At 48.7% G+C, this 22148-nt stretch carries 17 protein-coding genes and 1 pseudogene; 13 read left to right on the plus strand and 5 right to left on the minus strand.

Annotation, left to right across the window (positions count from 1 at the left end):
- Nucleotides 1-944 precede the first annotated feature (944 nt).
- From H6F76_RS23490 to hpxO, 3 genes are all read left to right on the plus strand, one after another.
- The gene (locus H6F76_RS23490) at nt 945-1481 is read left to right on the plus strand and encodes a response regulator (protein ID WP_190511929.1); all 537 of its coding nucleotides are present in this window, start codon (nt 945-947) and stop codon (nt 1479-1481) included.
- Nucleotides 1474-1815 (plus strand): histidine kinase dimerization/phospho-acceptor domain-containing protein, encoded by a 342-nt coding sequence (locus H6F76_RS23495; protein ID WP_190511931.1) that lies wholly within the window; start codon nt 1474-1476, stop codon nt 1813-1815. Before H6F76_RS23490 ends, H6F76_RS23495 begins: the two co-directional genes overlap by 8 nt.
- Nucleotides 1816-1920: 105 nt before the next feature.
- On the plus strand, nt 1921-3084 hold the full coding sequence (gene hpxO, locus H6F76_RS23500) for an FAD-dependent urate hydroxylase HpxO (protein ID WP_190511933.1): 1164 nt from the start codon (nt 1921-1923) through the stop codon (nt 3082-3084).
- A gap of 317 nt (nt 3085-3401) precedes the next feature.
- On the opposite strand, the gene H6F76_RS23505 is transcribed toward hpxO, so the two are convergent.
- Both H6F76_RS23505 and H6F76_RS30695 read right to left on the minus strand, forming a co-directional pair.
- Nucleotides 3402-4271, minus strand: a complete 870-nt coding sequence (locus H6F76_RS23505; protein ID WP_190511935.1) for a DUF3298 and DUF4163 domain-containing protein — start codon at nt 4269-4271, stop codon at nt 3402-3404.
- A 107-nt stretch (nt 4272-4378) separates the two neighbouring features.
- Nucleotides 4379-7321: a tetratricopeptide repeat protein gene (locus H6F76_RS30695; protein WP_242036819.1), complete on the minus strand. Its 2943-nt coding sequence runs from the start codon at nt 7319-7321 to the stop codon at nt 4379-4381.
- Nucleotides 7322-7525: 204 nt separating this feature from the next.
- Between H6F76_RS30695 and H6F76_RS23515 the strand changes: the two genes are divergently transcribed.
- From H6F76_RS23515 to H6F76_RS23560, 10 genes are all read left to right on the plus strand, one after another.
- The gene (locus H6F76_RS23515) at nt 7526-8392 is read left to right on the plus strand and encodes an ABC transporter permease (protein ID WP_347276103.1); all 867 of its coding nucleotides are present in this window, start codon (nt 7526-7528) and stop codon (nt 8390-8392) included.
- A gap of 7 nt (nt 8393-8399) precedes the next feature.
- Entirely contained in the window at nt 8400-9659 is a 1260-nt protein-coding gene (locus tag H6F76_RS23520) for an ABC transporter ATP-binding protein (RefSeq protein ID WP_190511937.1), read from the plus strand.
- A 19-nt stretch (nt 9660-9678) separates the two neighbouring features.
- A complete protein-coding gene (locus H6F76_RS23525) occupies nt 9679-10461 on the plus strand; it encodes a TylF/MycF/NovP-related O-methyltransferase (RefSeq protein WP_190512315.1) in 783 nt (260 codons plus the stop codon).
- Entirely contained in the window at nt 10451-11320 is an 870-nt protein-coding gene (locus H6F76_RS23530) for a methyltransferase domain-containing protein (RefSeq protein WP_242036820.1), read from the plus strand. Before H6F76_RS23525 ends, H6F76_RS23530 begins: the two co-directional genes overlap by 11 nt.
- The gene (locus H6F76_RS23535) at nt 11317-12582 is read left to right on the plus strand and encodes a glycosyltransferase family 4 protein (RefSeq protein WP_190511939.1); all 1266 of its coding nucleotides are present in this window, start codon (nt 11317-11319) and stop codon (nt 12580-12582) included. Before H6F76_RS23530 ends, H6F76_RS23535 begins: the two co-directional genes overlap by 4 nt.
- Nucleotides 12583-12605: 23 nt before the next feature.
- Complete coding sequence (locus H6F76_RS23540; protein ID WP_190511941.1) at nt 12606-13502, plus strand: glycosyltransferase family 2 protein; 897 nt, start codon at nt 12606-12608, stop codon at nt 13500-13502.
- A gap of 12 nt (nt 13503-13514) precedes the next feature.
- Nucleotides 13515-14423, plus strand: a complete 909-nt coding sequence (locus H6F76_RS23545) for a glycosyltransferase family 2 protein (RefSeq protein ID WP_190511943.1) — start codon at nt 13515-13517, stop codon at nt 14421-14423.
- Nucleotides 14407-15333: a glycosyltransferase family A protein gene (locus H6F76_RS23550; protein WP_190511945.1), complete on the plus strand. Its 927-nt coding sequence runs from the start codon at nt 14407-14409 to the stop codon at nt 15331-15333. The genes H6F76_RS23545 and H6F76_RS23550 overlap by 17 nt, the downstream gene beginning before the upstream one ends.
- Before the next feature lie 75 nt (nt 15334-15408).
- Entirely contained in the window at nt 15409-16173 is a 765-nt protein-coding gene (locus tag H6F76_RS23555) for a WecB/TagA/CpsF family glycosyltransferase (protein WP_190511947.1), read from the plus strand.
- A gap of 116 nt (nt 16174-16289) precedes the next feature.
- Nucleotides 16290-19661, plus strand: coding sequence for an SMC family ATPase (locus H6F76_RS23560; protein ID WP_190511949.1), 3372 nt, complete (start codon nt 16290-16292; stop codon nt 19659-19661).
- Between the two features lie 99 nt (nt 19662-19760).
- On the opposite strand, the pseudogene H6F76_RS23565 reads toward H6F76_RS23560, so the two are convergent.
- The 3 genes and pseudogenes from H6F76_RS23565 to H6F76_RS23575 all read right to left on the minus strand — a co-directional run.
- Nucleotides 19761-19958: pseudogene (locus tag H6F76_RS23565) on the minus strand (ABC transporter permease); the annotation flags it as partial.
- A gap of 98 nt (nt 19959-20056) precedes the next feature.
- On the minus strand, nt 20057-21805 hold the full coding sequence (locus H6F76_RS23570) for an EAL domain-containing response regulator (RefSeq protein ID WP_190511953.1): 1749 nt from the start codon (nt 21803-21805) through the stop codon (nt 20057-20059).
- Nucleotides 21783-21968 (minus strand): hypothetical protein, encoded by a 186-nt coding sequence (locus H6F76_RS23575; RefSeq protein ID WP_190511955.1) that lies wholly within the window; start codon nt 21966-21968, stop codon nt 21783-21785. The genes H6F76_RS23570 and H6F76_RS23575 overlap by 23 nt, the downstream gene beginning before the upstream one ends.
- Nucleotides 21969-22148 lie beyond the last annotated feature (180 nt).

The raw sequence follows: 22148 nt of genomic DNA on the forward strand, positions 1-22148 counted from the left end.
ATATCGGCATCATTGCTTGCTTTGTTCAGCAGTCTTACTACGTCATGTGCGCTCAGGTGGGCTTTATTGGCGCTGTAGCTATTGCCAGGAAGAAATGCCAATTTTATAAAACGACATTGGTTTGAACGAGACTAGAAAAAATAGCATCAAAGCTTGGGGCTCTATAAATCTGATCAAGAATTGTCTTTCTTTAGGCAAAGATCAGTACCTCCAAGTTTAGATCCAGAAACTTGCTTTCTCCCTGACTCTAGCTTCAAAGAATGGTGTTAGAAACCCTCCTCTGCTTGTAGATTCTGCCTCACTAAGCACCACTATCGTTTTGGCACCCACTCAGCTATAGATTGGCGCTGTACCTAACACCATTTCAATCGGATAAGTAGTTGAGCATAATTATTTGTAAGCTGCATTGAGACATTCGACGTGAGTTTTCGACCTAAGCGCTCAAGCCGAAGGGCACTCAGCCCTACATATACGCGGGTTGAGCGCAATCGAAGCCTAGTCTCTCACTGGTGCTTAATTCAACCCTCCTGCTAGCAAAAGGATGAGGGTTAAGGGATAAATCGAAGCCCTTGCTTAAAGGAATTTTCAAGGTTTAGGTCTTCCTAACGTTCTCTTCGGCTGCCATATGTCCATTTTCCGGTTTCAGAATGAGAGCTATAGAGGCGCTTCTTACAAAGCTTTAGAGCAGACGTACACCAGAAGCTAGGACATTTTGAAGTCAGTCCTAAGCCTTGTTACATTTTGTGTCGTACTCACTCAACCGATCTAATTCGCTCAGGAGATCAAACGGTCATCTGCCAATGTGTAGAGATTGAGCTTCTCATCTAAGTTCAAGCAGAAAGCTTCTCCTTAACTGTTGGCTAACCCGATCAGTTTACTCTCTTGAGCCGATTGGGTTTTCTACTTTTCCATCACGGGTGTAACGCCTATCTGGAGGTCCTAATATGCTTCTTACCCATCCCCGATCTTCTCGAATTGAGCTACTTAAAAGCGTGCAGGTGCTAGTGGTTGATAACGATCAAGACAGCAGAGTGCTTTACCATGCTTTGCTCAAAGGCTGTGGCGCAAATGTCGTTAGCTGCGACTCTATCAAGGAAGCGTTAACTGTCTTTGATTGGCTCTCACCTCAGATTTTGCTTTGCGAGATGCGCTTTTTAGGCGAAAGCATTGAGACCCTGGTCACAAAATTGCATGACATGGAACGAAAGGGCGGTCAGTACATTCCAGCGATCGCCATTACGACCTTGATTACGGATGGCCTTGCCCAAATTCTCAACACTGGTTTTGAGGGCTTTTTGTTGAAGCCAATTGATCTAGATGAGTTAGTCTGCATGATGCGGCATCTAGTGCGTACCAGAAAAACGAAGCTCTTTGCTTACAGCCCTATAGAAACTAAGTTAAGAGCTAAACGAGCAACAAAAACTCATGTGCCAGGAGCGCTGACAAGCTCCACACATCCAGTCGAGAATTATAATGATTAAAAGTGCAAAAGCATCGAGCGAAACACAAGCAAAGCTTGAGCAACTTAAAGATAACTTCTTAAGCACGGTTTCACACGAACTGCGATCGCCAGTGACTAATATCAAAATGGCGACTCAGATGCTAAAAATCCTCTTTCAGGATGACGATCTGCAAGCGCCACCAATTACTGCTCGTCTAGGTTCAGCTTCAGCTTCTAAGCCAACCACAGACTCCTCTAAACAGGTAGGTGAAGCACTCCTATCATCATTAAAAGTAAGAGCAGCACATTACATCCAACTTTTAGAACGTGAGTGCGATAAAGAAGTTAATCTCTTAATTCCTAGATTTAAGTGAGCCAGAAAGCAAAAACTTTCTCCAATGGGCTGCTTTTGTATCAAACAATTCAGATCCTTTAAAGCAGCTATGCGGTGCTGGTAAGGATGAGACGAGGAATGCAGCATGGATAATCTGAAAGTGATTGTGATTGGTGCTGGGATGGGTGGCTTGACCACAGGCATCGCCTTGCAGCAGGCGGGCTACACCGTTGAGCTTTACGATCGTGTCCGTGAGTTACGTCCCGCAGGTGCTGCCATTTCGCTCTGGTCAAACGGGGTGAAGGTGCTAAATCAACTGGGTTTAAGTCAGGCGATTGCTAGCATTGGCGGACAAATGGATCGCATGGCGTACTACAGCCACACCGGCGAAAAACTCAATGATTTTAGCCTGCTCCCTTTAATTGAACGGGTGGGTCAGCGTCCGTACCCGGTGGCGCGGACTGATCTGCAACAGATGCTGCTGCAAGCCTTTGGGGCCGAGAATGTGCGTCTGGGCATGAAGTGTGTTGGTGTCGAACAGGATGTGACTAGCGTGACTGCTCGCTTTGAGGACGGCAGCACTACAACAGGCGATGTGCTGGTTGCAGCCGATGGCACGCACTCGCTCCTGCGCCCCTACGTGTTGGGGCAACCGCTCGATCGTCGCTACGTGGGTTACGTCAACTGGAATGGGCTGGTGCCTGCAACGGATGAACTGGCTCCTCCTACAAGCTGGGTCATCTATGTGGGTGAACACAAACGCGCCTCGTTGATGCCGATCGCGGAAGATCGCTTTTACTTCTTCTTCGATGTGCCTATGTCGAAGGAGAAGGCTCAGGAGTCCGGTGAGCTTCGTGCTGAACTGGAACACTCTTTTGCTGGCTGGGCGACCCCGGTGCAAACGTTGATTCAACGTCTGGAGCCAGACAAAACCAATCGCGTGCTGATTCATGATATTGAACCGCTAGAAACTCTGGTGCGTGGTCGCGTCGCACTACTAGGAGACTCGGCACATGGTGCTGCTCCTGATCTAGGGCAGGGTGGCAGTCAGGCGATCGAAGATGCGTTTGTGTTGACAAATTGTCTGAAAACTACAACCCTTAGCGTCGCTGATGCCCTCCAGCACTATGAAGCCGATCGCAAAGAGCGCGTTGCTGATATCATCACTCGTGCCCGCAAACGTGCCGATATGATCCATGGCAAAGATCCCGCAAAAACCCAAAAGTGGTACGAAGAACTGAAGTATGACGATGGCACAGAGACGATCGACGGAATTGCGAAAACAATTCTGGCTGGACCGTTGGGGTGAAGGTCTGAGGAAGGGAAGGGGTGAGGGGGTGAAGAAGGGCAGAGGTGAAGGGGTGGGGATCGTTCGCGCCTGACATTACATAAGCTGCCTACGTAGGCTAGCAGGCATCAAGGTTGGAGCATCCGCGTAGGCAGTTTAAGCTTTTTGGGTATGGCAGTCGAAGAGAACGTTAGGACAGACTCAATCCTTAAAATGTCCTTTGAGCAAGGGCTTCTATTCACCCTTCATTCCTCATCCTTTTGCTATATGGCTGCGCTAGTGCTTCTGTAGCGATGGTTTTGACTGCTCAGCAAAGAGATGTGTCAGGCAGTCAAATCCTAACGTTTACCAGCGGTAGTGTTGGGTAGAAACACGTTCAGCGCACCATCTGGCTTAATGTGTGCCCTTAACTGGTTATGGCTGAGAAAGTATTTGCCAGAGGGTTGCAGCGCCAGAATGACATGGGGAAAGCCGAAGTCGTAGAGAAACGTAATTCCTTTGTCGCTGATCGTAAAACTATCGAGATGCTTGGTTTGAAAGCGTTGATTCTTGAGCTGCTCCCGCAGATCGGCACCCTCCTTGTCGCCGTTTGCGATCGCCTGTTTTACTTCAGCCTGCATCGCTTTATTAACCATCGCCGCGATCGTGCTCAGTGATTCCCGCTTGAACACATCTGCCGCTTTTACCACTTTGCCCGTCTTCAGGTTGACCAACCGATGCTTGTTAGAAGAACTGGGATAGGCACCACTACCGCTCCTGGTAAACGTGAGATCCAGCAGCGAGTTTTGGTTGTAGTTCACCGTATAGTCAATTTCGCTCAACCACCAGCTTGCCAAAAACTCTGCCCGTAGCTCTGCGATCGACTGCCCCAAAACGCTTTTAAGACTGACGGCTGACTGCACATTTCGCAATACTGCCGGATTTGTCAGCCCTGTCACTTGAGGATACTTGACGATCGCTTCTTTGTAATCTGGGTACTCCTGCCCTTTTTTGCCACGAACGAACGTCACCGTTTTGGTTTCAACCAGAACGCGATCGCCCTGTGGCGGTTTAGGAGACAGAGACAAGCGATTGGATCGATCGATTGCTCCGTCTCCTAGTCTGACTACTGATGCCTTGGGAGACGATAGCTCGTGAGCCTTTAATGGCACGCTAGCCATCAACACCGAGCATCCAGCAAACAACCCAACGAGAAGGGAAATTTTCATAAAATCTTGACTTAAGCGACTAGGTTTAGTTTTGACAAATGATGCTAACTATTCCCAGCCAACCTAACACTTGTTCAATCCATGTCAATTCCTTGTTACACCCATCCCTACTCTGCTTCACCAATCAGCGTAAAGGCTGCCCAATCTTGTGGCTTGGGGTACTGCTTGAGCGTATCTAGCATGGCGCGTCGAAGTGCCTGTGCTTTGTCGGGTGTTTGGGTGAGGTTTTGATAGAACGCGGTCATAAGAAACGCCGTGGGTGCGTCGGGCACTGCCCAGAGTGACACAACGAGGCTAGGAACGCCAGCCGCAATAAAGGAGCGCGATAACCCGATTACTCCATCACCTGTTAACCGCCCTCTTCCGGTGTCACAGGCACTTAAGACAACCAGTTCAGCCTTAAGCTTTAGATCGAGAATTTCGTCAGCCGTCAAGAAGCCGTTATCTTTGCCAGAGGGAGCCAGCGCGATTGCCCCTGGTATACCCAAACCCTTAAGATCATCCAGTAGCCCATGCGTTGCCAGATGGATGATGCGTTCCTGAGGCATTCGCTGCACGATCGCCGCTTTCGTCGCCCGATCCCCTGTAATGGCTTGTGTGCCAAGGAGGGGCGCGATCGCCGCCGCCTCTAGTTCCGCTCCTGGCAAACTCCCTAACTGTTCTGCTGGCTCTCCCGCTTGAGTAGCCAGAAACGGCATGGTTGGATTACCCACCACAAGGGAGCCAGAAGTCGGAAGTGGGGAACCAGGTAAATTAGTTGTTCTTACCCCCTGCTCCTCCCCTCGACTCGCTCCCCCTGCTCCCCGTACTCCCCCTGCACCCCTTATTCCCCTTACTCCCTCTGCTCTTCTTACCTCTCCCCCCCCACTGCTTACTCCTCTCTCCCCTCCCCTCTCTCGCTGTTGCTGCGTCAGCGCCAGCACCTGAATCGACGGTGCAGTCAGAATGGTATGTCGCTCGATCAAATACTTGCCAGCCGGATCTTGCAGGGCAGCAAAGGGCACTAAAAAGAGCGATTGCTGGGGGATGAAGGTGACGCGAGCGTTGGGGTCTTTTGGCAAGGCATCGGCGATCGGCTGAATGAGCAATTGATACAGCCCTTGAGACTTTGCTAGATCCTCGGCTGGTGCAGTGTTTTTAGGGGCACCGGAACCGCGACCACTCACCCCAATGGTTTCTCGGCTACTGGCAACGAGGTCGCCTAGCGCAAACCGACCCTTTGCCTGAGTTGTCAGGTCAACGTTACGGAAGGTGATAGTGCCATCCGGCGCGATCGCCCAAATAAGCAGTTCCGCCTCGCGTGGTTGCACCTTACCATCTATCAGAATGTCTTCATAGGTGATGGAATACTGTACCAGAGTTGAGTTTTGGGCTTTGGCAATTTGCTTGATTTGAGCGATCGTCGGTGGTGGCGTTGCTGGTACGGCAGCAGTGGGTTGCGTCTCTGCACCAGAAAGCCGTCGTGAGAGAAGCGCTACAAAGGCTCGCGCTCGACCACGTTCGGCAATTTCTAGCGCTGCATCGGTTTTGTTTTGAGCCACCAGCACTCGTTGAAGGAGGCGATAGGTACGGGCTTGCTGCTCGAACAGCGAAATCTGGTTGCGATCGTTGTTGCCCAAATTTGCACGTAGCGACTCCCAAAGCGTAAGACTGCTTGTAAGAGCGCTTTCTGCCTCTGCTAACTTGCCTAAACGGAACAGCGCTTTGCCTAAATTGTTCAGCACCAAGCCTTCGGTGGCGCGATCTTGCGTGTCACGGGCAATCGCCAATGCTTGCTGGTAAGACGTGACGGCTTTGTCAGATTGACCAAGCTCGTCATATTCCACCCCCAGATTTGCCAAAGCACTGCTTTCACTCGCTTTGTCGTTTGACTGACGGGCAAGCACTAACGCCTGCTGATGATAGTCGATCGCCTTCTCATACTGACCCATCGAGCGATACACGTTGCCCAGGTTTGTGAACGCAGTCGTCACGCTGTTGGTATCCTTCATCGCTCGACCTGTTGCGAGCCGCTTCTCGTGGTACTCGATCGCCTTAGGAAAATCTTGCACGATGAGATAGAGGTTGCCTAACTTGGTGAGAAAGGAGGCTTCTAGCAAGGGATTCTGAATGTCTCTGGCGATCGCTAACCCTTTGAACGCAGTGTCGATCGCCTGGTTATAATCACCCAGGTCATAGTAAACAGTGCTGAGATTACCAAGTGACTGCGCTTCACCTAACCGATCCTGAATTTGACGGGCAATAACAAGGCGCTGATCCAAATAGTCGATTGCCTTGCCATAGTTGCTCAGTGCGTAGTGGTTTGTCCCTAAATTGTTGAGCGCCGCCGCCATGCCCAGCCGGTCATCTAAACTGCGGGCAAGGGTAAGCTGCTGCTGCGAATAGTCAATCGACGTCGCTTGATCGCCTAGCCCTGCAGAAACAACGCTCAAGCCGCCCAAACTATTTGCCTCAAGCCGACGGTCTTTGATTTCGCGCGCAACAACAATCGCCTGCTGATACGCTGCGATCGCCTTAGGATAATCTCTCTGGTTAACCGCAATCTCAGCCAGATTGCCGATCATCTGCCCTTCTCCGAGCCGATCCTTAATTTGGCGATAGAGCGTCAACGCTTGCTGATAGTACTCTGCTGCCTTGTCAGCCTTGCCCAGATTGATGGCAATCACGCCCAAATTGCCCAGCGCTGCTGCTTCGCCTTCCAAGTTTTTGGTTTTTCGCGCCAGGTCAAGGCTTTGTTCATAAAACGCTACCGCTTGCGGATAATTCGTCATCACAGAGTAGGCATTGCCCAGGTTCCGCAACGTTTTGACAACCTTGGGCTGATCTGCCAGTGCTTGATAGAGCTTTAACGCTTGCTGAAGAGTGGCGATCGCCTGCGTTGGCTGCCCGGTGCGATACTGCTGCGTCCCCTGCTCTAGCAGTTGGTCAGCCTCAGTCTGCCGCGAGCCATTTTGTTGAGCCAGAGGAGAGTCAGCTTTGACGAATGGCACCAATGCTGTATGGCAAAACGCAGTCACAGCGACAATAAAAACAATCCGGTACAGTTGCATAACCTAAACCTGACCAATGCTCCAAGACATGACTAAAGCGAGCAGAACCGCAACTCGTTGCGTATAACGGTTCTACCACCAAAGGAAACAACAGATTTGAACCATTATCGGAAAATATACACAAGCGATCGCAAAAGTTTTGCAACCTTTATGAAGGAGTTGTAAAGCCACGATCGCTCTTTTCTTCATTAGGGAACCATTAGAGTGAGAACCCCACTCACCCCCAGTGATCATCGCCCCATGAGAACACAGTCGAAGAAAATTGTTATTCGCCCTGGCAAACAGCCGTTAGCAGAAGCACTGCAAGAATTTTGGGAGTATCGGGATCTGCTCTGGATGCTTGTTGTACGTCAGGTAAGCGTTCGCTACAAGCAGACCGCCATCGGCATCATCTGGGTTTTGCTGCAACCGCTGACAGCAATGGCAATTTTTACCGTCATCTTTGGCTATTTTGCCAAACTCGCCACAAACGGGTTGCCCTATCCCATTTTTGTTTACTCTGCCCTAGTTCTGTGGACGCTCTTTTCAGAAGGCTTATCGCGGGCGGGCACCAGTCTGATTGCAGACGAAAAGCTAATCACAAAAGTTTACTTTCCTCGCCTCATTATTCCACTGGCAGCGGTTGGCTCTGCCTGGATTGACTTTGCCATCTCTCTGGTAGTGCTGCTGCCGCTCACTTACCTGTACGGTCTTCGACCAACCTGGAGTTTGCTGCTGCTACCACTGGCAATGTTTGTCACAATGGTGCTGTCATCGGGGGTGGGGATGCTGCTGGCAGCGCTGAATGTAAAATATCGAGACTTTCAGTACACGGTACCGTTTCTGATCCAAATCTGGCTGTATGGTTCACCTGTAGTTTATTCCACTAGCATTGTGCCAGAGGCGCTCCGCCCGTTTTATTACTTGAACCCAATGGCTGGATTGATTGAGCTATCGCGGTTTGCCGTTACCGGGCAGGGCACAATTCCCTGGATGGGTTTGGGGATTTCTGTCGGTGTGGCGATCGCCTTTTTCCTCCTCGGCTCTACTGTATTTCGGCAAATTGAACGTAGCTTCGCAGACGTAATTTAGGACAGGTATGGAACCCATCATTTCTGCAAGAGGGCTGGGAAAATCCTACCAGATCCGCACAGGTGAAAAGAAGCGTTATCACACCTTACGGGATGATCTGATTGAAGGTGCACGTGGATTTGTACAAGGTAAGTGGAAGCGATCGCGCATTGAGGAATTTTGGGCACTTAAGGATATAGACCTAGATATCTATCCAGGCGAAGTGGTTGGTATCGTCGGTCGCAATGGTGCAGGCAAAAGCACGTTGCTAAAAATACTGTCGCGGGTCGTCCAGCCTACTACAGGAGAAGCGGTTTTGCATGGTCGGGTTGCCTCTCTGCTAGAAGTTGGGACTGGCTTTCACCCAGAACTAACTGGACGGGAAAACATCTTCATGAGCGGTGCCGTTTTAGGAATGCAACAAGCTGAAATCAGACGCAAGTTTGGTGAGATTGTGGCGTTTGCTGAAGTCGAAAAGTTTTTGGATACGCCTGTAAAGCGCTACTCCTCTGGGATGTATGTGCGGCTGGCATTTGCTGTTGCTGCTCACTTGGAACCAGATATTTTGCTAGTTGATGAAGTCCTTGCGGTTGGAGATGCTGCTTTTCAAAAAAAATGTCTGGGCAAAATGGAGGATGTCAGCAAATCAGGGAGAACTGTACTGTTTGTGAGCCATCAAATGGGAATGATTAATCAGCTTTGTGATCAAGCCTTCCTACTAGAAAAAGGAACAATCGTTCAAAAAGGTAAATCAAATGACGTTATCACCTCTTATCTAGAGAAGTCATCCTCAAACCAGCAGAGAAGTTTTATCCGAGATAAGCCTTCGGAAATCAATAAAAAGATTTTTGTTTCTGAAGCTCGGACTCTTAATAAGTCAGGTATTTCTACATCTGAATTTGGTCATACAGAGCCAATACTTTTGAATCTTATTTGCTTAGGTAAACAATGTCCAAATGATACGTTATTAAGTATTACAGTAAAAGACAGGCTTGGGAAAAAGATATTTAGTAGTGAAGTTAATCTTAACTCCTATGCTGAAAACATTAATAAAGGAGCTCTGTCAGCAACTGTTAGAATGCCAGAGCACTTTTTAACACCAGGTCGTTATTCTTTTTTTATAGGTTTACATATCCCAAAACTAGAAATTTTAGACTCTTTGGAGGATATGTGTGAATTTACAATCATAGATACGGGTTCTGAATTCGCAATCTATGAAGGGCTTGATTACGGCTGTGTTTTTGCCAAATGCGATTGGAATATAACAACCGTCTTTGAAAATCACTAATTTCTATCTGCAAAGAGCAATGAAGAAGTCTATTTACAAGTCGATTAAATCATTACTTAATCAAGTAGGGTTCGATATTGTTCGCTACCAGCCTCCCGGTTCATGCCCTTCCTTTCCACAAGATCTTGACGATTCAATAGTTGACATTATTCAAAAAGTACAGCCGTTTACTCAAACGTCTATAGAAAGGTTAGCTGCTTTATGTGAAGCCGTTAAGTATGTTGTTGAGAACCAAATTCCTGGGGACGTGGTGGAGTGTGGAGTGTGGAAAGGAGGGAGTATGATGGCAGTTGCTCACACGCTATTACTTTTAAAGGATTACAGTCGCCATCTGCATTTGTTTGACACCTTTGAGGGTATGACTAAGCCGAGCGAAGAAGATGTATCGCTGAGTGGCGATCTCGCTTCTGAACTTTTAAAGACCCATCAGAAAGAAGATCAAGATTCTATTTGGTGTTATGCTCCCTTAGATTTCGTGAAAGCATCTGTAAGCAGCGTCGGCTACAATACGAAAAAAGTGCATTTTATTAAGGGCAAAGTAGAAGATACAATCCCTGACAAAGCACCAAAAGCTATCTCCTTACTCCGGTTAGACACTGATTGGTATGAGTCAACTCGTCATGAATTGATTCACTTGTTTCCTCGGCTTTCGCCTGGAGGTATCATCATTATTGATGATTATGGGCATTGGAAAGGGGCGCGAAAAGCAGTTGATAATTATATTCAAGAGAACAAGGTCAAAATTCTTCTAAATCGTATTGATTATACAGGGCGTATTGGAGTGAAATTGGTTGACACCTAACATGAATTTTATAAATATTGGCTGTGGAAATACCTATCATACTGATTGGGTGAATTTGGATGTAGCATCAACATCGCCGGATATCCAGATTTATGACTTACGTCAGGGTATCCCTTATGCAGACCAATCGTTTGATGCTTGCTACAGTTCTCATTTGCTGGAACATCTTACTAAAGATGATGCAAAAAATCTTATAGCTGAATGTTTCCGTATCCTCAAACCTAAAGGTGTTGTTCGAGTTGTTGTTCCTGACCTAGAAAATATTGTTAGGGCATATCTATATGCTCTTGAGTGCATAGAAAATAGTGCTTCCAAGTCAAACACCTCAGAGAAGATTGAAAACTATAATTGGATCATGTTAGAGCTGTTTGATCAAGTTGCTCGCAGTGAGTCGGGAGGAGATATGATTCGTTATTTGAGAAAGCCCAACCTAATCAATAAATCATTCATTAAGTCACGCTTTGGCTGCGAGGCTGAACAGCATTGGAACTTGCCTTTGGCAGCTCAAGATAAGCCTAAGCTACTATTTGGTTGGGATGCAGCAAAGACGAAACTTTCACCTCACCCAACTCAGAAAGTTAAACTTAAGCTCATTAAACTCCTGATTAAATTTGTTTTTGGAAAGCAAGCTTGCCAAGCGTTTGAAGAAGGGATGTTTCGTAACTCTGGCGAGATACATCGCTGGATGTACGATCGAGTCTCCCTTCGTCACCTTTTAGAACAAACTGGGTTTGTTGAGGTTACTGTCTGTAGTGCAGATCAGAGCCGTATTCCTAATTTCGCTCATTACTCTTTAGACGTGGTTGAGGGAGCTGTTCGTAAGCCTGATTCATTATTTGTAGAAGCAATGAAGCCATGAATGTCCTTCTACTAAGCACTAGTGACATTAATGGTGGTGCCGCAAGAGCAGCGTATCGATTACATCGAGGTTTGAAGCGGATTAACGCTTCTACTCAGATGATGGTGCAGATAAAATCTAGTGATGACGATGCTGTGATAGCCCCACGCCCTAATTTACGAAGAGACTTTGCCAAAGCTCGACCAGCGCTGAATGCTTTACCTCTCAAGCTCTATCCACATCACGGCTCAGGAACCTTTTCAACACAATGGCTACCAGATTATATTTCACCTAAAGTTCGGCAAATCACCCCTGATATTGTCAATATACATTGGGCTTGCGATGGGTTCTTGCAGATTGAAACCCTTGCAAAGTTGAATTGCCCTCTGGTTTGGACGCTGCATGATATGTGGGCTTTTACTGGAGGGTGTCATTATAGTCAGGAGTGTGACCGCTACACCGCATCCTGTGGCAGTTGTCCACAGTTAGGTAGCAACCGAAACTTTGATCTGTCGCGCTGGATATTGAAGCGCAAAGCGAAAGCTTGGAAAAACTTGAATCTGTCGATTGTTACCCCTAGCCACTGGTTAGCAGAGTGTGCCCGTTCTAGCAGCCTCTTTCATGCCTTACCAGTCCATGTGATTCCTTATGGTATTGATTTAGAACGTTATCGATCGGCTGATCGTAAGTTCGCGCGACACATCCTTAAGCTACCGCAAGATAAGCAACTGATTTTATTCACAGCTATTGGGGCAACCAGCGATCGCCGCAAGGGGTTGCATTTACTTCAAGCCGCTCTACAGTATTTGGAGCAGATAGGATGTGCACAGCAAATTGAGTTGTTAATTGTTGGTGCTTCTCAACCTGATACTCACGTTGATCTGAAGCTTCGGATGCACTACTTAGGCACATTGAGTGATGATATTTCCTTATCGCTAGCTTATGCTGCTGCTGATATTTTTGTCGCTCCATCAACACAAGATAATTTGCCCAATACGGTTATAGAGGCGCTTGCTTGCGGCACTCCATGTGTTGCATTCAACATTGGTGGAATGCCTGACTTAATTGATCACCAGCAGAACGGATATCTGGCTCAACCATTTCAAACTGAGGATTTGGCTCACGGTATTACCTGGGTCTTATCTAATGAAAAGCGCCATCAATGTTTGGCAGATGCCGCTCGTCAAAAAGCAGAGCGAGAATTCGCTTTGGAAAAGCAAGCAACCCGTTATGTTGATCTATTCAAACAAATACTTAACAGCTCCTTCCAAGCCCTTCCCTAAAACAATTAGTGTGCGATAGGCTGATGCTCCATAAAGAACCTACTTATATTTTAATTCCAGTTCATAACCGGAAACTAATTACCCTCAGTTGTTTGGAAAGACTGCATCAGAACAATGATTTAGGTCGTTACCATGTTGTTGTTGTGGATGATGGCTCTACCGATGGTACGGCTGAATCAATTCAAGCGTTCTATCCTGATGTTGTGGTATTGCATGGTGACGGTAATCTATGGTGGACTGGAGCGATTAGGAAAGGCATGGAATATGCCTATGAACAGGGCGCAGAATTCCTTATCTGGCTTAATGACGATACGCTCCCGTCTCTCGGGTGTATTCCAGCGATCCTCAGTGAATGTACTCAGCACCCAAACAAAATTGTTTCTGCTCAGTGTTATGCTTCATCCGATTTTAAGACACCAACCTATGGTGGGCAAAAGAAAGGGTTGCTTTCAATTAAACTTTTCCCTACTCCGCCTGATCAGACAATTGCCTGTGATTGTATGAGCGGAAATCTAGTTTGTTTACCCCGCTCTGTTGTAAACAAAATTGGTTATCCTCCAAGTCGACAGCTACCTCATTGTCTTGCAGATATTGTGTATACCTGGGAAGCCAAAAAAGCTGGATATGAACTGGAAGTTTTAGGGGATGCAACTGCTGTTTGTGATTTTAATCCAATGGATGAAGGATGGGCATCTAGCTCAATTCCAATGGAAAAACGCTGGAGATTACTTAGCTCTCCTAAATCAAATTTGTATCCATCTGCATACTGGAATTTCTGCAAAAGCTTTTATGGAAATCTAGCTTTAATTACATTTATGCGGGTTTATTTTCGTCTAACTTTATTTACGGTTATCCGGTGGATACTGCCACTTCGTTGGCTTAGAACAATGAAAGGATTGAAGAAAAAACTTTTATCTTAACAATCCTCAAATATGACCTTAAACAAATCTGTTTTTATTCTTATTCCCGTTCACAACCGGAAGACGATTACCCTGGCATGTTTAGAAGCACTAGAGAAAAACAGTTACTTGGAGCGCTACCAGGCTGTAGTCATAGATGATGGATCTGTAGATAATACAGGGCAAGCAATACGGGCTACCTACCCAGATGTAACAGTTCTAGAGGGGAACGGCAATCTCTGGTGGACAGGGGCGATCGCGCTAGGAATGCAATACGCCTATAAGCAAGGGGCAGAATTTTTTATTTGGCTCAATGATGACTGTCAATTTGCGGCAGATACGCTTAGTCACTTAGTTAACTTTGGGCAATTGCATCCAAGTAGTATTATTGGTTGCCAGGGCTTTGAAGCAGGTAAAGCTGGGGTGATCGCCTTTGGTGGCAAGCGCAAAACATGGCAGGGTTATCGCTTTCTTGAGGCTGCGATCGGGCAGGTCATTCCTTGCGATTTACTCAGCGGTAATATTGTTTGCATCCCTCGCGCTGTTGTAGAAACGATCGGCTATCCTGACCCTAAGCTAGTGCCTCATTATGGAGGCGATTCCCTTTTTCTCATTCGTGCTAAAAAGGCGGGCTTTCCTCTCTTTGTTGATGCCACAACAACGGTTTTTAACCTGCCTGGTGAGTCAGCATTGTATCCCACTCATTGGCTGCTACAGCCGGGCGATCCACTTAAGCTGCTGAAGTTGGTCTTTGTGCCACAGTCTGGATTAAGCTGGCGGGTTTGGCTCAGACTAAACTGGGAAGCTTACTCGCTTTGGGGCATCGTAATGTTTCTCAAAAAATATAGTTCGATTCTACTCATAACGCTTTTACGCTTTTTACCGTTGTCTTTGCGTCAGCAATTTAGCAAACTAACATCAGCCCATGAGCCTAACAACTAGCACTATTAGCGTTGTTATTACCTGCTACTCAGAAGGGGAGCTGATTTTTGATGCAGTCAACAGTGTCTTAAAACAGACGTTGCCAGCAAACGATTTAATTTTGGTGAATGATGGCTCCACTGATACCAAAACGAATGAAGTCTGTCGTGAATTAGAGCAGCAAGGCGCTATTCAAGTTATCTGGCAGAAGCCAAACGGAGGACCTTCGATCGCCAGAAATCGTGGTTTTAGTGCCGCAACGGGCGATCTTTTTGTTTTGCTAGATGCTGATGATGTGTTGCCATCAACGGCACTAGAACTCATTCAAGCAGCATTCGATCAGCATCCCGATGCAGGCTTTATTTACGGAAATTATATCCGGCAAAATGAAGCGACTGCTGCTGGTACTTTAGTTGATCCGGGTAATATTTCACTTCAGACAATGCTGAGTCCAAAGTCTTTTTCGCTTAGCTCTCAATGGAAGCTCGTTGGTACAACACCACTACGGCGATCACTGTGGGAAGCCCTCGGCGGTTACGATCCTGAGTTTGGTGTACAAGATTTGCACGATGTCGAGTTTTGGATGCGTGCGATCGCCTCTGGTTGCCCTTACTATCACCTGGCAGAACCAATTTACATCTGGCGAAAATATTTGGGTCAAAATAGTCGCAAAGTTACACCGCTTGCCTGGTACAAAATTGCTCAAAAGCACTTTGAAATTTATCGCCAGGTAGGTTTAGAATGGCGAGCCTACGAATTACTCTTACTTGGCAGCAAATGGCTTAATCAAACCGCTTTGACGAACACCTATGCTCAAAAACTATTGAAATTTCTTTGGCAAGGTAATATCCATTTTTCGTCCTTAGTTGCTCTGGCTTTGCCGACTCAACTGCTGCGTTGGTTGGCAAAACGTGCGACCTCCAAGCGTTGATTGTGCTATCTACAATGCTTGCCAAAATTTGACAACCGCTTGCTTTAACTACACTCTTGTTTAACTAAAACCCTTGTGATTAATTCGCTCAATCCTATTCAGATCATTGCAACGCCTGTGTATCCAACCAGTTATGAGGATGCGTGCGATCGCATTCAGGCATGGGCACAGGCAAAAACCTCCTGCTATGTTGTGGCAGCTAATGTTCATGTGGTGATGACTGCCTATTGGCAGCGATCGTATCAGCAAGTGATTAATGGTGCCGCACTGGTAACACCGGATGGTATGCCGCTGGTGATGGGTTTACGCCTGTTGGGAGCTAAGCAGCAACAACGGGTCTACGGTCCTGATTTGATGCTGGCATGGTGTGATCGTGCGGCACAAGCAGGCATCCCGCTGTATCTCTATGGCGGCACCAAAACCATGCTGGACACACTTCAGCAAAATTTGGTGCAGCGCTTTCCGGGACTGCTCATTGCAGGCACTCATGCCCCACCGTTTCGCCCGCTGACTTTAGAAGAGGAGCGTGCCGATCGCGATCGTATTCATGCGTCTGGTGCGTCTGTTGTCTTCGTAGGGTTAGGCTGCCCCAAGCAAGAAGAGTGGATGGCACGACAGCAGGGCAAGCTCAACGCAGTGATGGTCGGCGTGGGAGCCGCTTTTAGCTTTCATAGTGGCGAAGTGTCTCAAGCACCACGCTGGATGATGGCATGGGGCTTGGAATGGCTGTACCGCTTTGCTATGGAACCAGCACGCCTGTGGCGGCGCTATCTCATTAACAACCCCGCCTTTCTCCTTTTATTTTCCTGGCAGCTAGTACGATCGCGACGATCACACTAACGGCAGGCTCTTCTCTAGATCCAGGATCGGGTATGGGTTGTGCGATCGTTCAGTGCAGGCGTATTAAAGTGCAAGTGTACTGCTAACCTGGAAGGTAGCTCTGCGGCATTAGCAGCATGATCCCCCTGAAGCTAGTTCTTAAAAATTTTCTTAGCTACCGTAACGCGACCCTGGATTTTCGGGGTCTGCATACGGCGTGTATTTGTGGTGCCAATGGAGCAGGCAAATCATCGTTGCTGGAGGCGATCGCGTGGGCAGTTTGGGGGCAAAGCCGCGCCGCTTCTGAGGATGATGTCATTCACATTGGCGCTCAAGAGGCGCAGGTCGATTTCATCTTCAGCAACAACCAGCACACCTACCGCATTCTTCGCAGCCGCTATCGAGGGCAGTCATCGTCTCTAGAGTTTCAGGTGGCGCAGGGGGAAGGCAACGGGAAAGTAGAAGGCGAAAAGCAGAAGGTAGAGGCAGTAGAGGGTGCAGCAGCGGCGGGTGCAGAGGAAGCATGGGAAGCAGAGGGGCAGGGGAGAAGGGTAGGGCTGTCTAATCCCCGCTCCCCATTCCCTACTCCCCATTCCCTACGCTTCCGCACTCTCACTGCCAAAGGCGTTCGCGCGACGCAGCAGTTGATCCTCGAGCACCTGAAGCTAGATTATGAGACGTTTGTAAATTCAGCGTATCTGCGGCAGGGTCGGGCAGATGAGTTCATGCTGAAGCGACCCACCGAACGCAAGCAAATTCTCGCCGATCTGCTGAAGTTGGAACAGTACGATCGGGTTGCAGACCAAGCTAAAGATCAATCACGCCAGTTTAAGGGACAGATTGAGCTACTAGAACGCAGTCTGGAAGCAATGCAGTCACAGCTACAGACGCGCGATCGTGTTGTGGCAGAGCGAGCAGCGCTGGAGTTAAAGCTGGCAATGCTGCGCGAGCAACAGATGGCGGATAGCGAGCAGTTACATACGCTTCAGGCCATGCAGCAGCAACGCCAGACCTGGCAGCAGCAGCATACCTGGCAACAGCAGCAGCAGCGCCACCTGGAGCAGGACTGTCAGCGGTTGCAGCAAGAACTAACGGCAATCCAGCAGCAGCAGCAAGAGTTAGGGGCTTTATTGGAGCAAGAAGCTGCGATCGTGGCTGGCTACCGTCAGTTTCAAAACTTACAGGCGCAAGAAGAAAGCGTATCGGCTCGGTTCAAAGCTCATCAGCAGGCGCAGGCACAGCGTCAGCAATACCAGCAGCAGCAAAACGAGCGTTTAACAGAGCAGCAGCGTCAGATCCAGCAGGTGCAGGCACAGTTAGAGGCGCTCACCCAGCAGGATGCTGAGTTACAACAGACCCTTGCCAAAGCGGCAGACATAGCGGCAGCAGTGCAGCAACTTCAGCAGGCACGTGCCCATTTGAGCCAACTCGATCAGCGGCAGGTGCAGGCTTCTCCCCTTTTACAGCGTCGTCAGGTCATTCAAAGCCAGCTTGATCGCCTGAGTACTCGTCTCACCACACGCTTAGAGGAACTACACGCCTCCGCGCAGCAGCTTCAAGCGCAGCAGTCGTGCCAACCCCAGCTTAAACAAGCCGTACAGGAAGTGAGCGATCGCATCGCTGCCCTGGATGCACGACGCGCCTATCAAGAACGAGTGCGCGAGAAAGGCTTAGAACGTCGCAGCTTCATGGAGCAGCTTCAAGAACAGCAACGGCACTGTGAAGGGCAACTGGCAGCATTAGAGCAAAAAATGCAACTGTTAGTGGCGGAGGACAGGGGAGAGGAGGGAGGAGAGGCAAAAGGCAAAAGGCAAAAGGCAAAAGGTAAACAGCTGGAACATGAATTTACTCAAGCCGCAGAGTCTTCTAGCGTAGCAGCGCACTGCACAACGCCTAATGCTTCCCCACTCCCTACTCCCCACTCCCTACTCCCCACTCCCTATCCTCCCTGCCCTCTTTGCGATCGTCCCCTTGACGAACAGCACTGGAACCTGGTGTTAGAGAAGCATCAAATTGAGCAGCAAGCCGTGTTAGACCAAGTGTGGGTCATTCGGGAGCAGCTATCGGCATCCGAACGCGAAATTCAAATTTTGCGAGACGAATACCGTGCTCTGGAGCGCGAACTAAAGCCATACAGTGCAGTGCTGGAACGTCGGGGACAACTGCAAGAGCAGCTTCAAACGACGATCGCGGTGCAAGCAACCTTGCAGCAGGTTGTAGCAGAAGCGGCTGAGTTGGAGCGATCCCTTCAGCTTGGCAATTACGCGACTGAGCTACATGATGAACTGCGCTTACTCGATCGCAGTTTGCAGGAGCTACATTACGACGAGAAAGATCATGCACTCGCGCGGGGCGAGGTCGATCGCTGGCGTTGGGCAGAAATTCGCCAAGCCGAAATCAAACAGGCACAACGACGACACGACCAACTGTCGCAACGGCAACCCGACCTTTACGCTCAACTCACGGAACTGCAAGCCAACCTGAAGCAGTTAAATGCCGAAACGGCTACCCAGCTTGCCCTGTTGGATCGTCAAATCGCTGGGATTGGTTACGAGTTGGAGCAACATAACGCCCTACGACATGCCCTGCGCGAAGCGCAACATTGGCAATTGCGTTATCAAGAAATCGGTCGTGCCCGCCAGCACTATCCTCAGATGCAGCAACGAGTCAGCGAATTAGCCCAGGCGTTGGACGATCGCCAGCATGGCTTGCAGGCGGCTCAAATGCAGTTGCAGCAACTGGTACAACAGCTAGAGCGCACCCCAGACTGCCAGGCACAAATGCAAACCCTGGAAGCACGGATGCAGCAGCAACGATCGCACCTAGATGAACAACTGGCATCCCTCGGTCGCCTACAGCAGCAACAGCAGCAGCTTGAAACACTGAATACTCAATACTCAGCGCTCAACACTCAACTACAAGCCGTTCAGCGACAGCAGCGCATCTATCAAGAATTAGCTCAAGCCTTTGGTAAAAACGGCATTCAGGCGTTGATGATCGAAAATGCGCTGCCGCAACTAGAAGCCGAAACCAATCAAATCCTTAGCCGCCTCAGCGCTAACCAGCTACATATTCAATTCGTTACCCAGCGCTCAAACCGTCGTGACCAGGTGCGTCAGGCAAAAGCCAGTAAAGCTCGCAACACCCTGCAACAATCAAAACTGATTGAGACGCTAGATATTTTGATTGCCGATGCTCATGGCACCCGCCCCTATGAAACCTATTCCGGCGGCGAGGCGTTTCGGGTCAACTTTGCAATTCGGCTGGCGTTAGCGCGACTGCTGGCACATCGATCGGGCACCGCACTGCAAATGCTCATTGTTGACGAAGGCTTTGGCACGCAGGATGCAGAAGGCTGCGATCGCCTCATTGCCGCCATTAACGCGATTGCCCCCGACTTTGCCTGCATTCTCACTGTCACCCACGTCCCTCACTTCAAAGAAGCGTTTCAATCACGCATTGAGGTCTTCAAAACTGAACAAGGTTCTCAGGTGAGCTTAGTCATTTAGAGTTTGTTTGCGCCTCATACTGCCAACGGTTCCGGTCGCACCACGGCTGAACAAGGTTCTCAGGTGAGCTTAGTCATTTAGAGTTTGTTTGCCGCTCCTCTAACTGAGTTGGCTGCGAAACTGGTTGACGCTAATGGTTAGCAGAACGATCGCAATCACTGCTAGTGCCAAAGCGTGCATCCACAGCGCTTCTAAACCAACTCCTTTCAGCAAAATGCCTTGCACGATCGTGATGTCGTGCCGCAGTGAATTGAGCAGCGACGCAAGCTGGAAAAAAGTTAGCATGGTTTCGATTGGATACCATTAGAGATGATCTGCTCAACGCCATCGAACTGCGTGAAGATGGCTGAGTGGCTTTCTTTATTGAAAAGCGACGTAGTCGTTCGTATAGAACGCTAGTCCTTTGCAGCACCTGGATCAAAGCGCTTGTCAGCCGCTAACAGTTCTTGGAGTTCAGTTCCCGACAATGGAGTGCTGAACAAACTACCCTGCATAGCATGACAACCACTTTGCCGCAAAAAGTTAAACTGTGCGACTGTTTCGACCCCCTCCGCAATGACCTTAAGCTGAAGGCTTTGCCCGACTGCAATAATCATTTTGGCGATCGCGGCATCATCAGTATCCGTCATCATGTTTTGAATAAAGGACTTGTCAATTTTCAGGCTGTCGAGTGGAAAGCGCTTGAGATAGTTTAGCGACGAAAAGCCGGTGCCAAAATCATCAAGGGCAATTTGCACCCCGATCGCTTTAAGTTCCTTAAGTTTCAAAACAGTCAGTTCGACCGCAGACATGGCGCAGGCTTCGGTCAGTTCCAACACCAGTACATCGGCAGAAAGCCCGGTCTGCTGCAACGTGTTTGTCACAGTCGTGACCAAATTTTCTTGCTGGAACTGGTGCGCTGAAACGTTTATTGCTAGCCGCAGCGGTAGAGCCATTGCTGACTGCCATACCGTTGCTTGACGGCAAGCAGTTTCTAACGCCCAACGTCCGATCGCCAGCTCTGTGGCAGGATCTTCGGCATTAGCAAGAAAAACGTCTGGATTGATTAGCCCATGCGTTGGATGGTTCCAGCGTAACAGTGCCTCAGCGCCAATAATCCGCCCTGTGATCAAGTTAACCTGTGGCTGATAGTAAACCTGAAATTCCTGCCGCTCAAGCGCAAGTGCCAGTTGACTCTGCATGAGCTGTTTCTCAGCCTCTAGCACAGCTAGTTCGGGTGAGTAAAGCTGGTACTGATTGTTCTGCGCTTTGGCGTAGCGTAAGGCAATTTCAGCATGGTCAAAGAGTTGGTCAGGGCTGCTGCCATGCTCTGGGTAAAAAGCAATGCCCATCCTTACCTGGATCTGCACACTCTGCTCATCCAGCTCGTAGGGTTCTGTAAGGCTTGCCAAAAGGTTCTGCACAAGGTTGTCGATCGTCCGTTCATTACCAACTTCGTCGCTAACCTGATTGAGCAACACGCCAAATTCATTCGCAACAAGCCGTGCGACCGCATCACTTTCGCCTACAGCCCGCTTGAGTCGTGTGGCAACTTTTTGTAACAGGCGATCGCCGTTGAAGTACCCCAACGCCGTGTTAACTGCACCAAAATCTTTTAGATTAAGGTGCATAACGGCGACACTATAACCTGCTTCCTGTGCCTGTTGAATGGCGTTCTGGCATTGGTTATGAAAGGAAATGCGATTGGGCAGATTTGTCAGGGGATCAACATACGCCATCTGCCCTAACATACTGGCTGCCCGCTTCATTTCACGAATGTAGGGCTGCGTCAGGGTATCGCGTTTCTCCAACCGGGCGGCAATGGCACCCAGCAACTCTGCCCGCTTGAAGGGCTTAGTCAAATAATCATCAGCGCCCAGTTCCATACCCTGGCGTAGATCAGTACGATCGGCTTTGGCGCTCAAGAAAATAAACGGGATCGTTGCTGTTGCTGGTTGATCCCGCAGTTGCCGCAAGACTTCGTAACCGTCAAACTCAGGCATCATCACATCACAGATGATTAAATCTGGTTCATACATCTGTGCAAGCTGAACGCCTGTGGCACCATCATTCGCAATGAGTATCTCAAAGGCTTCTGCTTTCAGTAGCTTGAGCATTAAAGTGCAGACAAGTGCATCATCTTCAATCACCAGAATCTGGGTCATTTTCCTTGCTCTCTTTGGACAAGAACGGTGCTGCGATCGCGGTGAGGCACTGGGGCGATCGCCCCCACTGGTCTAAACAGCTTTGCGCCTGCTCTAGAAGACGATGTGACTCTAGAAATCGATATGTAAGACTGCCAGCTTTACTGTTGAGGCTCGATAACATCTAAGTGAGCCTTCTATGCAATAATCTGGCGACAGCTTACTACGCCAACAATACTACCAGCGACAGCTTTAGCGTTCTTTTTTAACGTTCCCTAAGTGTAAAGAAAATCAACCCAGGCAGTAGGTGTCTCTGTACCAGTGGTCTGTGCATTGCAGCAGCGCAAGACAAACCTTTGTAGGT

The sequence above is a fragment of the Leptolyngbya sp. FACHB-321 genome (assembly GCF_014695975.1).
In the GTDB taxonomy this organism is placed as follows: domain Bacteria; phylum Cyanobacteriota; class Cyanobacteriia; order Leptolyngbyales; family Leptolyngbyaceae; genus Stenomitos.